The organism is Streptomyces sp. NRRL F-5630, assembly GCF_000719475.1.
Lineage (GTDB): Bacteria > Actinomycetota > Actinomycetes > Streptomycetales > Streptomycetaceae > Streptomyces.
In genome coordinates, this window is record NZ_JOGO01000061.1 from 1 (window position 1) to 14,839 (window position 14,839).

Here is a 14,839-nt window from a genome sequence, read left to right on the forward strand (position 1 = left end):
GAGGGGCATGTTGTAGGTGGCTGAGCCGCCCTCGAAGCGGTTGAGGAACCACAGGCGCTGCTGCGCGTACGACAGCGGGAGACGCGCCGGGCGCTCGTATCGCACGACGGGAGGCCGTGCCGTCCCGGAGGACTTCTCGATCCGCTCGGCCAGTCCGGCGACGGTCGGCGCGGAGAACAGGTCGCGGAGGGCGACCTCGGAGCCGAGGGTCCGGCGGATGCGGCTGATCAGCCGGGTCGCGAGCAGGGAATGGCCGCCCAGGGCGAAGAAGTCGTCGTCCACGCCGACGGACGGCAGGCCGAGTACTTCCGCGAACAGTCCGGCGAGCAACTCCTCACGCAGGCCGCGCGGTCCGCGGCCGGCCCCACCGGCCGTCATTCCGGGCGCGGGCAGCGCCGCCCGGTCGAGCTTGCCGTGGGCCGTCACGGGCAACGCGTCCAGCACGACCACGGCCGACGGCACCATGTACGCGGGCAGCCGGTCCCGCAGCGCCTCCCGCAGCAGTTCGGGCAGCGCCTCACGGGACGGCACGCTCTCCCCGCCGCGGGTCTCAGGGATGGCGTCGGGGACCACGTACGCGGTGAGCCGGAGGTCCCCGGGACGGTCCTCACGGACGATCACCACGGCCTGTCCGACACCAGGGCGGTCCAGCAGCGCGCTCTCGACCTCTCCCGCCTCGATGCGGAAGCCGCGCAGCTTCAACTGGCCGTCCGCGCGCCCCTCGTAGACCAGGTCACCGGCCGGGTCCACCCGGACCAGGTCCCCGGTGCGGTACATCCGTGCCCCCGGTTCCCCGAAGGGGGCGGCGACGAAACGGGCCGACGTGAGCGCGGACCGGCCCAGGTAGCCCCGGGCCAGCCCCGGCCCCGTCAGGTACAGCTCGCCCACCACGCCTTGCGGAACCGGGCGCAGCGCCTCGTCCAGGACGTAGGCGCGGGTGCCCGCCACCGGGGTGCCGATCGGGGGCGTGCCGGCGGTGGTGAGGTCGCCGCTGGTCGTGGCGCAGATGGTGGCCTCGGTCGGCCCGTACGCGTTGAACACGCGGCGGCCCTGCCGCCAGCGGGCCACCAGTTCCGCCGGGCACGCCTCGCCGCCGACCAGCAGGGTGCGCAGGCCGGGTACCGCCTCGGGGCGGACGCCCGCGAGCACTGTCGGCGGGATCAGCGCGAGCGACACGTCCTGCTCCGCGAGGAACGCGGCCAGGGTGTCGCCCGCCAGGACGGTTCCCTCGGGCGGGACGACCAGGGCGGCGCCGTTGGGGAGTGCCATCAGCAGCTCCATCACCGACGCGTCGAAACTGGGCGAGGCGAACTGCAGCACGCGGTCCGACGCGTCGATCCCGAACCTGGCGGCCATGTCGGCGGTCAGTCCCGCCAGGCCGGTGTGCGCCACGACCACCCCCTTGGGGGCGCCCGTGGAACCCGAGGTGTAGATGACGTAGGCGGGGTGCTCCGGCAGCAGCGGGCGGACCCGGTCGGCGTCCGAGGGGTCGTGGTCGCTCCCTCCCGGAACACCCGTCCCCGCCTCCCCCGAAGGCCCCGCGTCCAGCACCAGCACCGGACCGTGACCGGCCACCGGGCCCTCGGCGTGCGCGGCGGCGGTGACGGTGAGCGCCGGGGACGCGTTGCCCAGCATGTACGCGATGCGCTCCGCCGGGTACGAGGGGTCGACGGGCAGGAACGCGGCGCCCGCCTTCGACACGGCCAGCGCGACCGCCACCAAGTCGGCGGAGCGAGGCAGCGCGACCGCCACCGTGTCCTCCGGGCCGACACCGAGGCCGATGAGCCGGTGCGCGAGCCGGTTGGCGCGGACGTTCAGCTCCTGGTACGCGATCCGCTCCGTCCCTGCCGACAGCGCCACCGTGTCCGGGGAAGCGGCCGCTCGCCGCTCGAACAGCTCCGGCAGCGTCCGCGCCCCGCCCCGGACCGCCGGAGCGGCTGGCGTGCCCCCGGCCGACGGACGGCGCGCGGTGCCCGCGTCCAGCACGGCCCCGCCCACGCCCCTCCGCGGGTCAGCGGTGAACTGCTCCAGCAACCGCGCCCACCGCGCCACCAGCGCCTCGACGGTCGCCCGGTCGTAGAGGTCGGTGGCGTACTCGGCGACGCCGGACAGACCGGCCGGGGTGCCGTCATCGGCGAAGTGCTCGACGAGGCTCAGCGACAGGTCGAAGCGGGACACCCCGAGATACAGGGGCCGCCCCGAGGCTTCCAGGCCGGGCAGAGCGGTGCGGGGGTAGGACATGTTCTGGAGGGCCAACGACACCTGGAACAGCGGATGATGGCTCGCCGAACGGTGCGGGCGCAGCGCCTCCACGACCCGTTCGAACGGCACGTCCTGACAGGCGTACGCGGCCAGGCTGTCCTGCCGTACCCGGTCCAGGAGGTCACCGAAGGCGGGATCGCCTGAGGTGTCCACGCGCAGCACGAGCGGGTTGACGAAGCAGCCGATCAGGTGGTCGAGGGCCGTGTCCGTGCGCCCCGCGACCGGTGAGCCGAGCGGGATGTCGGTGCCCGCGCCCAGCCGCGTCAGCAGCGCGGCCAGGCTCGCCTGCAGCACCATGAACACGGTCGCGCCGTGCGCGTCCGCGAGCGCCGCGATCCGCTCCGCGAGGTCCGCGTCGAACGCGAAGTCCACGGTGGCGCCCCGGTGCGAGGCCACCGCGGGCCGCGGCCGGTCGCCGGGCAGCGTGACGACATCCGGCAGACCGGCCAAACGCTCTCTCCAGTAGGCGAGCTGCCGGTTGCCGTGGGCGTCGGGGTCGTCCCGGTCGCCGAGCAGCGCCCGCTGCCACAGGGTGTGGTCGGCGTACTGCACGGGCAGCGGCTCCCACTCCGGTGCGGCGCCCTTCGCACGGGCGGCGTACGCGCGGAAGAGGTCGTCGGCGAGCGGGCTGAACGACCAGCCGTCGGCCGCGATGTGGTGCAGCAGGATCAGTACCGTGCACGTGTCCGGGCCGGTCCCGAAGAGGGTGACGCGCAGCGGCGGCGCGGCGGACAGGTCGAAACGGTGGTGCGCGGCCTCCTCCAGCTCGGCCGCCAGCGCCCCGGCCTCCACCTGGCGCTCGTGCCACTCCACCGGCACCTGTCCTGGCGGCAGAATCCGCTGGTGGGGCAGGCCCGAGGAGTCGACACCGATGACCGTGCGCAGCGTTTCGTGCCGGTCGGCGAGGTCCTGGAAAGCCCTGCGCAGCGCCACCCGGTCCACGGCACCGGACAGAGTGAGCAGCAGCGGGATGTTGTAGGTGGGGGAGGGGCCCTCCCACTGGTACAGGAACCACAGGCTGTTCTGCGCCGGCGACAGCGGCATCGGGTCGGAGCGCTCGGCACGGGTCAGCGAGGGCCGCGCTGCGCGCCCGTGCTCGTCCAGCCAGACGGCCAGCGCGGCCGGGGTGGGCGCGTCGAACACCGCGCGCACCGGGACCTCCAGACCGAGCGCGGCACGGACCCGGCTGCCCAGCCTGGTGGCGCTCAGCGAGTGCCCGCCCAGATCGAAGAAGGACGCGTCGACACCGACCGACTCCACGCCCAGCACCTCGGCGAACAGCGCGCACAGCAACCGTTCGCGGTCGTCCCGCGGCTCCCGCGAAGGACCTTCCGGGGCGGTCGCGGGCACGGGAAGGGCGCGGGTGTCCAGCTTGCCGCTGGGCGTCAGGGGCAGCGTGTCCACGCACACCACGCGGGACGGGACCAGCGGGCCGGGCAACAGGCGAGCGGCGTCCGCGCGCACCTCCGCCTCGGTGACCTCGTGGCCGGCGGCGGGCACCACGTAGGCGATCAGCCGGTGCGTGCCCTCGGCGTCCGGGCGGGCGACGACGGCGGCCGAACCGACCCGGGGGCCCGCGAGCAGCGCGGCGCGCACCTCGCCCGGCTCGACCCGCACTCCCCGGATCTTCACCTGGTCGTCGGCACGGCCCAGGTAGAGCAGGGTGCCGTCCTCCTGGCGGCGCACCAGGTCACCCGTGCGGTACATGCGGGCCCCTGCCGGGCTGAACGGATCGGCGACGAACCGTCCGGCGGTCAGCGCGGCCCGGCCGTGATACCCGCGCGCCAGCTGGTCACCGGCCAGGTACAGCTCGCCTGCCACACCCCCCGGCACGGGGCTCAGCGCCTCGTCCAGCACGTACAGGCGGGTGTTCCAGACCGGGCGGCCGATCGGCACCGGGTCCGCGGGGCCGGTACGGCTCAGCCGCCCGGAGGCGGTCACGTCGACCGTGGCCTCGGTCGGGCCGTACAGGTTGCGCAGGTCCACGTCGAGCTGGTCGAGCAGCGCGTCCCGCAGGACGGGCGTCAGCGCCTCGCCGCTGCAGAGCACCAGCCGCAGACCGGTGCAGGTGCGGGCCAGGCCCTCCCGGACGAACTCCTCCAGCATGGAAGGCACGAAGTGCACGACAGTGACCCGCTGGGCGCCGATGACCGAGGCCAGGTACGCCGGGTCGCGGTGCCCCCCGGGCGCGGCCAGCACCAGCGTCGCCCCGCTCACGAGCGGCCAGAACAGCTCCCACACGGACACGTCGAAGCTGGCCGGGGTCTTCTGGAGGACCCGGTCGGCGCCGGTCAGACGGTACGCGGACTGCGTCCACAGCAGCCGGTTGGCCAGCGCGGCGTGGGTGACGACGACGCCCTTGGGACGGCCGGTGGACCCCGAGGTGTAGATCATGTACGCCGGGTGGCCGGGCCCGGCCACCCCGCGCGGCGCTTCCCGCGCCTCCGCCGCGCTCCCCGCGCCCTGCCCGCCGGGACCGTCCGCGAGAGCACCGTCCTCGTCCAGCACCAGGACCCGGGTCCCGGAGGCGACCGCCCGCTCCACCAGCGGGCGCAGTCCTTCGGTGGTCAGGACCACGAGGGGTGCCGCGTCGGTGAGCATGTGGGCGACCCGCTCCGGCGGGTACTCGGGGTCGACAGGCACGTAGGCGCCGCCCGCGCGGGTCACCGCCAGCGCGCCCGCCACCAGGGCGAGCGAGCGCGGCAGGCACAGCGCGACGAACCGCTCGGGTCCCACGCCCTCCGCGCGCAGCCGTCCGGCGAGCGCCCCGGTCAGCGCGTCCAGGGCCGCGTACGTCGTCCCCCGGCCGTCCGCGACCACGGCGACGGCGTCGGGGCGGGCCCGTACCCGCTCGGCGAACAGCTCCGGCAGGGTCACCGCGGGCACCGGGTGCCCGGTCCGGGCGTACTCCGCGGCCAGGCCCTCGCGTTCGGCCGGGGACAGCACCGACAGGTCCCCGACGCGCACGGTGGGCCCGGCGTCGCGGACCTGCCGCAACAGCGCCGCGAGCCTGTCGGCCAGCCGTTCCAGGTCGGCCGCCGAGTGCCGTTCCGCGTCGGCCTCGATCTCCACGCCGAGACTCGGGCGCTGCGCGTCGATCCGCAGGTTCAGCGTGACGTCGTGCACCGGGCCGGTGCTGATGGTGCGGAACTCGGCGGCCATGTCCCCGAGCCGGAGGTCCGCGTTGAAGTTCATGATGTTGACCTCGACGCCGAACAGCGGGTCGGGGCGCCCGTGCAGGCGGCGGCTGTCGCGGATCAGCCACTCGTAGCGGTACCGCTGGTGCTTCATCGACGCGCGGACGGTGGCCGACACGCCCGCGGCGAGCGAGGCGAAGTCCTCGCCGGGCCGCCCGGCCAGCCGGACCGGCAGGATGTTCGACATCATGCCGGGGATCAGCTTCAGCGCCGGATCGACCCGTGCGCCCACCGGCAGCCCGATCGGCAGGTCGTACCGGCCTGTCGTCTTCCACAGCAGCAGCGCCACGTGCGTGAGCAGCACTGTCGAGGTGGACACCCCGAGACGCTGGGACAGAGCGACGATCCCGGCCGCGTCCTCTGCGGTGAACTCCCTGCGCAGCACCCTGCCGCGGGGCGCGACCCGCACCGGGTGGCCGGAGAGCGTCACCGCCTCGGGGCGCTCCGCCAGCCGCTCGTGCCAGAACGCGGCGTCCCGCTCCCGTTCCTCGGACCCCAGGTACGCGGTGTCGGCGGCCACGAGATCCGCGACGCGGCCGAACCAGCTCGCGGAGACCTCGGCTCCCCCCGCCAGTTCGGTGTACACCTGGCTGATCCGCACGGCGACCAGCGCCGCACCGAACGCGTCGATCACCAGATGGCTGCCGTGCAGGAAGAACAGGGCGTGCTCCGGACCGACCCGGATGAGCACGAAGCCCTTCAGACTGCGGGCGCCTTGGTGTTCCGGCGCCCAGATGCGGTGCCGCATCCATTCCTCGGCGGCCTCCACCGGGGCGGCCTCGCCGGACAGGTCCACGATCTCCAGCCCGACATCGCCGTCGGGCGCGACGACCTGCTCGGGCTCCTCGTCCCGGACACGCACGGTGGTGCGCAGTACGTCGCACTCCGCGACGGCGGTACGGATCGCGCGGCGCAGCAGTTCCACGTCGACGCTGCCGCGCAGTTCGAGGTACTCGCCGATGTTGTAGACACCGGTCGACGGTTCCACCTGCTGGGCGAGCCACACCCCGCGCTGGGCCTCGGTCAGTGGCAGCCCGTGCCCGGTCCCGGTCGGGACAATGGCGGCCGGACGGCCGGCGGTGGTGTGCGCTTCGACTGCGTCCACGTTCTTCCCACTCCTGTGTTTCACGAGCACGGTGTTTGCTGGGGTGCGGGCACGACAGTCCCGGGGAGCCCGCTCCGGCGGTTCCGCCCGAGGACACGACCGCCCCGGGCGGGACGCTCCGGCGGTTGTGCCCGAGGGGACGGCCGGGTCAGAAACCGGCGTCGGCGAGGGTCATCAGCCCGTCTTCCTCCGCCTCCACGACCCCCCGGTGGATCGCCAGCTCCGGCAGGAACGTCGACGCGAAGAACCGGGCGGCGGTGATCTTGCCCTCGTAGAAGGCCGCGTCGGCGGGCGCGGGTCCCGCGGCAAGCGCGGCGGCAGCGGCCTCGGCGTGCACCACCAGCCGCCAGCCGGTGACCAGTTCACCGACCGCGTGCAGGAAGCGCACGCTGTGCCGGCCGGCCCCGTACACGGCCGCCGGATCGTCAGCGGCGGCGCCGAGCCGCGTCCACAGCGCGTCCAGTACCCCGCGCACGTCGGCCACCGCCCTGCCCAGCGCGGCCCGCGCCCCCGCCAGCCGGGCGTCACCGCCGCCGTCGGCGGTCGCCGCGATCCGCCCCGTCAGCGATCCGAACGCCTGCCCGCCGTCCCGGACGATCTTGCGGAACAGGAAGTCCATCGACTGGATGGCCGTGGTCCCCTCGTACAAGGTGTCCACCTTGGCGTCCCGCAGGTACTGCTCCAGCGGGAAATCCTGGAGGTAGCCCGAACCGCCGAACACCTGGAGAGCGTCGGCCAGAAGGTGCCAGGAGCGCTCCGACCCGAACCCCTTGACCACCGGCAGCAGCAACTCGTGCACGGCCGCCGCGTCCCCCGCCTCCGCCGACCCGTCCGGCGCGGCCATCAGATCCTGGAGCGAGGCGGTGTAGAGGTACACGCCGCGCATCCCCTCCGCGTACGCCTTCAAGGTCAGCAGGACGCGGCGCACGTCCGGGTGGCGCAGGATCGGCACCCGCGCCGCGTTCCGGTCCAGGGAGGCGGCGAGGTCCGGGCCCTGCACCCGCTCCCCGGCGTAGGCGAGTGCGTTGCGGTACGCCGTGGACAGCGTGGCGATGGCCTTGGTGCCGACCATCATCCGCGCATAGCCGATCGCCTCGAACATCTGCGCCATGCCGTCGACCCGGTCCCCGAGCAGCCGGCCCACCGCCGGGATGCCGTCGCGACCGAAGCTCAGCTCACAGGTGGTGGACGCCTTCAGCCCCATCTTGCGCTCGACGCCCGTGACGAACACCCCGTTGCGTGCGCCCGGTTCACCGGTCTCCGGGTCGAAGTGGCGAGCGGGGACGAGGAACAGCCCGAGCCCCTTGGTGCCCGGCCGGGTCTCCACGCCGGGGCCCTCCGGGCGGGCCAGCACCAGATGCACGATGTTCTCGGTCATCCCGCCCTGCGCGGCGGCGGTGATGAACCGCTTCACGCCCTCGACGTGCCAGCTGCCGTCCGGCTGCAGGACCGCGCGGGTACGGGTCGCGCCCACGTCGGAACCGGCCTCCGGCTCGGTCAGCACCATCGTCGAGCCCCAGTCGCGCTCCGCGAACATCCGCGCCCACACTTGCTGTTCGGGGGTGCCGTGCCGGTGCACGAGCTGTGCGGAGATCTTCCCGCCGACGTAGAAGTACAGCACCGGGTTGGCACCCAGGATCAGTTCGGCGCACGCCCAGGACAGGGTCGGCGGCAGACCGGGACCGCCCAGCTCCGGGCCGACCGCAATCCGGTCCCAGCCGCCCTTGACCAGCGCGGACACCGCGTGCGTCACGGAGTCCGGCAGGGTCACCTCGTGGTGCTCCGGATGGAAGACGGGCGGATTGCGGTCGCCGTCGGCCAGCGAATCGGCCAGCACCGTGCGGGCCAGGTCGTCGAGTCCGGCCAGCAGGTGGTCCGCCGTTCCCCGGTCCAGTTCCTCGAACGGCGCGCTGCCGAGCCGGTCCTGCACCCGCAGTACCTCGAACAGCGCGAAGCTCAGGTCGCGGACGTCGCTCCTGTAGTGGCTCACTGTGTTTCCCCCCGTTGGAACTCTCGGAACGGTCGACGGGCGTGCGTCAGCCGGTGGCGCCGGTGACGGCGAGCGAACGGCACGCCGAGACGAAGGAGACCAACTCCTCCAGCTTGTCCGAGCGGGCGTCCACCGCCCGGTCGACCACCTTGATCAGGTACTCGTACGCCTCGGTGTGGTCGTAGCGGGCCACGTCCGCGATCCGCAGCGCCCACCGCCAGTAGCCGCGGATGGTGTCCGCCAGCGGCATCCGGAACTCCGCGATCACCTCGCGGACCGGTTCGACGACCGCGTCGCCGCCGGTCCGCAGATAGCGCTCCACGACGTCCGCGAAGAAGGTGAAGTGCCGGGCCTCGTCCTGGCTGAGCCGGCGCAGGATGTCCTGGAGCAGTGGATCGCCCACCGTCTGCCGCAGCCGCTGGTAGTACAGCTGGGTGGCCTTCTCCTGGATCAGCGGATAGGTGAAGAACTGCACCGCGTGTGCGTAGTCCAGGTCGAACTTCTTGCGGCCCTCCACCGCCAGCCGCTCCCGCAGCGGCGCCGGCTCCGCCATGCCCGAGGCGAGCTGGTACTCCTTCAGGACCCGCGCGTGGGTGTCCTCCTCCTGCGCCCAGCGCACCGAGAAGTGGTACAGCTCGCGGTTGTGGACGAACGTGGGCACGTCCACCCGGTCGTCCAGCGGGAAGTACCGGTCGTACATCTCGAAGTAGCCCGGCAGATGGTCCTCGATGGTGGTGACGAACTCGACCGCCGAACGCTCGCCCTCGCTCAGCCGGTTCGCGTCCGCGGTCGTCCAGTCGAAGCTGTGCTCCACGTCCCAGCGACGCTGCGGCGCGGAGGCCGTCAGGAAGGTGCGGACCGCGCCCTCCATCTCCTCCACGGGCAGCAGCGTCCCGGCGACCCGCCGGTAAGCGGGTGTCTCCTCGCTCATGATTCCCCTCAACGGGCCTTGCGGCAGACCAGGGCGTAATGCTTGGTGGTGAAGCCCCAGCCCGCGTTGGCGATCTCGAAGTAGCGGAGCAGCTTCGCGGACAGACCGGGCTCGATGGCGTCCAGCCGGTCGGCGCGGTCCTCGACGTTGCGCATCCACGCGTCGATGGTCCGGGCGTAGTCGTCGGTCAGGTCCCGGACCGCCTCGATGCTGAAACCGGCGTCCTCGGCCGCCGCGACCAGCACCGACAGCGGGCGCATCTCCCCACCGCCGAAGACGGAGTCCCGCACGAACACCGAGCCGTCGCGTTCGGCGAACTCCGTGTGCCGGGCGGTGTTCCGGTAGCAGCTGTCGGAGAGGTAGAGGCGCCCGCCGCGCCGCAGCCCCGACCAGCACAGGCGCATCACCTGACCGATGTCCTTCATGTGGGCGCTGGAGCCGACCAGGGCGACGGCGTCGTGGGCGCGCTCCGGGACGGAAAGCCGCTCGACCCGCTCGGTGACGACCTCGATCCGGTCGGCCACGCCCTGCCGGGCGGCGCGGTCCATGATGTAGCCGCGCTGGTGCGGGGCGGGGCTGACCGCCGTGACGCGGCAGCCTCGTTCCTCGGCGGCGTACAGGCTCAGCGATCCCCAGCCGCAGCCGATGTCCAGCAGCCGGGCGCCGGGCCGCAGCCCGAGGGTGTCCGCGATCCAGCGGAGCTTGGTCTCCTGCGCGGTGGCCAGGTCGTCGGCCTCGGACTCGTACAGGCCGCAGGTGTACTTCATCCGGGGGTCGAGGAACTGCTCGAAGACCGCCGGGTCCTGGTCGTAGTGCTGGTTCGTCTCGGGGACCTCGGGCAGCCGCGACGCGGCCGGCGCGGTCATCGGGGGGCCCGCTCGGCGCTCAGCTCGCCGGCCACGGCGTCAGCGAGGCCGCGCACGGTACGCAGCGTGAAGACCTGCTCGTCCTCCAGCTCGATGTCGTACTCCTTCTCGACCGCGGCGATCAGGCGCATGACCTTCACCGAGTCCAGGCCCGCGACGGAGGCGAGGTCGTCGTCCGCGCTGATCCCCGCGGCCTCCTGGCCGAGCAGCCCCGCCAGCAGCTCGGTGATCCGGTCCGTGATGTCCTGCGGCATGGTGCCGTCCCCCATCGGTAGTGGTTCCTGCTCGTATCACTCGTTCTTCCGCCACCCGCTCCGCAGCCCGCTCACCGGGCACGGCGTCGGTTCCGCTCAGCGGGGTTCAGCCGTGGTGGCGAAGGCGGTGCCGATCCGGTGGGCCTCCGCCTCTGTGAGTCCGGCCCGCACCCGGTGCTCGTCCAGTGGGATCGGCCGGTAGTCGGCCACGGCGGAGGCCACCGCCGCACCGCGGGCGTCCAGCACCTCGGCGCGCATCCGGGTGCCCGGCCCGTCACCGGTGGGGCGGGCGCTCTCGGCGACGCACCAGTACGTGCGGCCGACGGACAGAGAGTCCATGTACCGCACTCGCAGCGTGGTGGTGAGCACACACGAACCGCTCGCCACGCTCAGCGCGTTGCCCATCACCTCGTCGCACACCGCGCCGACCACCCCGCCGTGCACCACGCCGGGGTAGGACTCGAAGCGCCGTTCCAGCTCCAGCCGGGCGGTGAAGCCCCGCGCCGTCCACCGGAACTCCAGGGCCAGCCCCGTGGTGTTCTGGGGGGAGCAGCCGAAGCACTGGTAGTCCGACAAAGTCCGCCAGGGCACCTCGACCGGCGTCCCCTGTTCCCATTCCCGTTCCAGCACGGGCCGTTCGTCCACCGTTTCCCCCTTGTGCTCGTCCGTGCTCGTTGCCGTGGTGCGACCGGGCGGTCGCGCACGGTCGGCCGGTCCGCGTCGGCGGGCCGGTGGATGTGGGCCGGTCATGGTCAGGGGCCTGCCCGTCCGGCGGCGTACGGCCGCCCGGGGCAGGACCGCTGAGGTCAGCCGGGGAGGGAGGCGAGCGCCAGCCGGCGCAGCTTGCCACTGCTGGTGCGGGGAATCGTGTCGGGTGGGACCACCCGTACGTCCACCTCGTCGAGCCCGGCGTCCGAACGCACCATGCCGCGCAGTTCGGCGACGAAGGCGTCCCTCTCGGCGCCCTCGCGGGCGGTGGACTCCACCACGAGGACGATGCTGCCGCCGTCCTCGCCCGGTTGGCTGTAGGCGGCGCAGCGGCGCCGGTGGACCAAGCGGTGTTCGCGTACCGCCCGTTCGACGTCCTCCGGATAGTGGTTCTCGCCGCGCAGCGTCATCATCTCCTTGCGGCGCCCGGTGACGTACAGTTCGCCGTCCGCGAGGTAGCCGAGGTCGCCGGTGCGCAGCCAGCCGTCCGCGGTGAACGGCTGGGCCACGTCCCCGACATACCCGTCCGTCACGGAGGCGCCGCGCACCTCGATCTCGCCGATCCGCCGTTCGGGCAGGACACCGGACTCCCCGGTGATCCGGATCTCCAGGCCCGCGACGGCGCTGCCCACCGAGACGAGCGGACGTGCGTGCGCCGTACCCGCCGGCACCGGCCGGGCCAGGCCGTCCCCGGCCAGCGCGCGCCGGTCCGCCCAGTCCGTACGGGGTTCCCGGCCCAGCGGCGGGAACGTCACGGCGAGCGTCGCCTCGGCCATGCCGTAGACCGGCATCATCGCCGTCGGCCGGAACCCGGCGGGCGCGAAGTGCCGGGCGAAGCGGCGCAGGGCGGCGTCCGCGACCGGTTCGGCGCCGTTGAACGCGACCCGCCAGCGGCCGAGATCGAGGCCGGGCACGTCCTCGGCGGCGACCCCGTCGCACAAGTAGTCATAGGCGAAGTTGGGCATCGCGCAGGCCGTGCAGCCGTCGGCGGTCATCTCGCGCAGCCAGCGTTCCGGGCGCTTCACGAACGCCGACGGTGTCCACACGGTCGCGTCGGCACCGGTCAGCACCGCCGACAGCAAGCCGAACAGACCCATGTCGTGGAAGAGGGGGAGCCACACGGCGGCCCGGTCGCTGTCCGGGCGCAGTGCGATCCCGGCGGAGATCGCCCGCAGTCCGGCCAGCACATTCGCCTGGGTCAGCCGCACGCCCTTGGGGCGGGCGGTGCTGCCGGAGGTGAACTGCACGACCGCTTCCGCGGATGCGGGCACCGCCGGCCCGTCGACTGTTCCCGCGTGTCCCTCCAGCTCGGCGGTGCCGAGGGCGCGGGCGCCCTCCAGCGCCCGGCCGGTGAGCGCGCCGAGCCGGGCCAGCCGGGCGGAGACCAGGACGTCCCGGACACCGGCGGTGCGCAGGATGCCCTGGACCCGGCCGACGTAGGCGTCGCGCCCGCCGGCCGGCAGGGGCAGGGGGCACGCGGCGGCGCCGAGCCTGCTCAGGGCGAACAGCCCGCGCAGGAAATCAGGTTCGTTGCCCATCAGGAGGCCCACCCGGTCACCGGGGCGGACGCCCGCGGCCCGCAGACCGGAGGCCAGGGACGCGGACTGCTCGCTCAACGTCTTGAGACCGAGGGAGTAATCCTCCCCCGCGAACCGCACAGCAGCCGAGGGCCGTATTATCACGGCATTTTCCAGTGCGGTGTGGAGCTGTAACGCATCTGGTGATGAAAAGCCGTTGTGCGGCCCCGTCGTTTCCCCCGTCAACGGCCACCCCCGTGGTCTGTTGGCACGTCGTAACGCTACGGACTGAAGATGACTATCCGACGGGTGAGGGGCATGTCAAGGGTGGTCAGCGGGACTCGTGTGGCGGTTTTCGAGGGAAATGCGGCCACCACCCTGGCGGTGGCTCCCTGGCGACCCTGTGAGGTTTTCGCAGCTCAGAGGGTATATTTTCGAATTGCGGGCGAGCGGACAGCGTCGGGGCGCGGGGCGGGGATTACCGGCTCGGCGGACTCCGGTTATCGGAGCTTCGCCGGGTGGTACGCACACGGATGTCCGTTGTACGCCACAATTTCCCTCTTTCGGTGGGTGCCGGGGTGGGATTTCCGGGCGCGCCGGACGCAATGCGGAGCGCGGATTTCGTGCCCTCCCGGACGAACGCGAGCGGGCCCGCCGGGGGATCACCCCTGGCGGGCCCGCTCGTGATGACGTCGCGCTCCGCGCCGTGACGCGGCGGCCGGCTAGTTGAAGCTCGACCAGATGCCCGAGGTCATGGTGGTGAGCTTCTCCTGGTCGGACCACTTGTCCGACTTGCGCTTGCGCCCCTTGCTCTTGCCGGCGTCCCGCTGCTGGGCAGCTTCCGCCTTGGAGGCTCCGTCCTGGCCCTTGTTCTTCCGCTTGCCGAACATGACAACGTCCTCCGCATCCTCGGATACCGTCACGTCAACCCTACCCGCAAAAGCGGACTTCACTACCGGAACGGGACCGCGCGACCCTTCTCGGATGCGTGCCGATAATCGGAACCCGGAATTCCGTCGCGGAAAACCGCAGCCCCGGCCGCTTTCCGCTGGGCACACGGAGCGGAGTCGAGGGACCTGCCGGCCCTGGGCGGCCCGGCGAGAGGTCTTCCGGAATCTCTGCCTCCATGTCAGCGAGGCCGCGGAACTCCTTCCGCAGCCTCGCTGACCTGCGACGCGGCCAGCTCGCCCGGCCCCGCCGGGCCCGTCCGGCGAAGTGCCGTACCGCACGGTCCTCCGCCCCGCGACCGAGCCACCACCGGCGGACATACGAGGCCGGCTGCCGTCCCAGCGGCGGAATTCATTGTTCCGCGAACCGGCCCGCCCAAGGCTCACATAGGGAATGGTTTATTCCGTTGGTTTCCGCCATCCCCGAGCCCGCCCGGCGAAACAATCCTTTTGGTGTCCATTTTCTACCGCTCTCGAAGGAATGTCGAACAATGCGGTGTGTCCTGGGTCACATTGTAATCGCGTTGTGAACCGTGGATGTGTTCGGGTAACTTCCTCGGCGTTGCCTCAACAGCAACACGAATGCCGCAGGGAAATGTGAAATCGGATTACCTCATTCCGGGCGGCATTCAATTAACGGGGAAGGGGGTGAATTACATGCCCTTTGAAGGTGACGTCTCTCTCGTGGAGGAGATCGCCGAGCAGGACTTCGACGGTGTGGCGTACGGCGCCTGCACCACGAACACGTTCTCGCTCAGCGACGCCCTGGGAAACCACGGCGGTTGGTGCACTCTGACCAAGGAGTGCCAGCCCAACTGCAACTGACACCCCTGTGTGTCCGGTTGCTTGGACCCGACCGTGGAAGGGGGTGAACCACATGGAGAACCAGGACCTTCTGGGTGCCTACGACGAGCTCGAACTCATCGAGCTCGGCGACGAGGACGCGCACGGCGGTACGACCACGCCTGCTTGCGTCGCAGTGTCGATCGCGGCGTCGGCCGCGTTCTGCCCGACCACCAAGTGCACCAGCAAGTGCTGATGTACCGCTGACGGGCCAGTGCG

10 protein-coding genes are annotated in these 14,839 nt (G+C 72.4%); 2 read left to right on the top strand and 8 right to left on the bottom strand.

Going from position 1 to position 14,839, the window contains the following annotated elements; genetic code table 11:
- From IF99_RS0123405 to IF99_RS34120, 8 genes are all read right to left on the bottom strand, one after another.
- Window positions 1-6,564, bottom strand: a 6,564-nt coding sequence (locus IF99_RS0123405) for a non-ribosomal peptide synthetase (RefSeq protein WP_051703639.1), incomplete at its 3' end; no start/stop codon positions are given.
- Between the two features lie 148 nt (window positions 6,565-6,712).
- Complete coding sequence (locus tag IF99_RS0123410) at window positions 6,713-8,554, bottom strand: acyl-CoA dehydrogenase (protein WP_030998963.1); 1,842 nt, start codon at window positions 8,552-8,554, stop codon at window positions 6,713-6,715.
- A gap of 46 nt (window positions 8,555-8,600) precedes the next feature.
- Window positions 8,601-9,485, bottom strand: a complete 885-nt coding sequence (locus tag IF99_RS0123415; protein ID WP_037827410.1) for an acyl-ACP desaturase — start codon at window positions 9,483-9,485, stop codon at window positions 8,601-8,603.
- Between the two features lie 8 nt (window positions 9,486-9,493).
- Window positions 9,494-10,351: an SAM-dependent methyltransferase gene (locus tag IF99_RS0123420; protein WP_030998967.1), complete on the bottom strand. Its 858-nt coding sequence runs from the start codon at window positions 10,349-10,351 to the stop codon at window positions 9,494-9,496.
- Window positions 10,348-10,620 (bottom strand): acyl carrier protein, encoded by a 273-nt coding sequence (locus IF99_RS0123425; RefSeq protein ID WP_199806542.1) that lies wholly within the window; start codon window positions 10,618-10,620, stop codon window positions 10,348-10,350. Before IF99_RS0123425 ends, IF99_RS0123420 begins: the two co-directional genes overlap by 4 nt.
- Window positions 10,621-10,701: 81 nt before the next feature.
- The gene (locus IF99_RS0123430) at window positions 10,702-11,250 is read right to left on the bottom strand and encodes a hotdog domain-containing protein (protein WP_051703640.1); all 549 of its coding nucleotides are present in this window, start codon (window positions 11,248-11,250) and stop codon (window positions 10,702-10,704) included.
- A 161-nt stretch (window positions 11,251-11,411) separates the two neighbouring features.
- Entirely contained in the window at window positions 11,412-12,995 is a 1,584-nt protein-coding gene (locus IF99_RS0123435) for an AMP-binding protein (RefSeq protein WP_158716643.1), read from the bottom strand.
- 557 nt (window positions 12,996-13,552) lie between these two features.
- Window positions 13,553-13,720, bottom strand: a complete 168-nt coding sequence (locus tag IF99_RS34120) for a hypothetical protein (RefSeq protein ID WP_158716644.1) — start codon at window positions 13,718-13,720, stop codon at window positions 13,553-13,555.
- 714 nt (window positions 13,721-14,434) lie between these two features.
- Here IF99_RS34120 and IF99_RS0123445 point away from each other — a divergent pair.
- Window positions 14,435-14,602, top strand: coding sequence for a plantaricin C family lantibiotic (locus IF99_RS0123445; RefSeq protein ID WP_030998976.1), 168 nt, complete (start codon window positions 14,435-14,437; stop codon window positions 14,600-14,602).
- 52 nt (window positions 14,603-14,654) lie between these two features.
- On the top strand, window positions 14,655-14,816 hold the full coding sequence (locus IF99_RS34445; protein WP_199806543.1) for a class II lanthipeptide, LchA2/BrtA2 family: 162 nt from the start codon (window positions 14,655-14,657) through the stop codon (window positions 14,814-14,816).
- Window positions 14,817-14,839 lie beyond the last annotated feature (23 nt).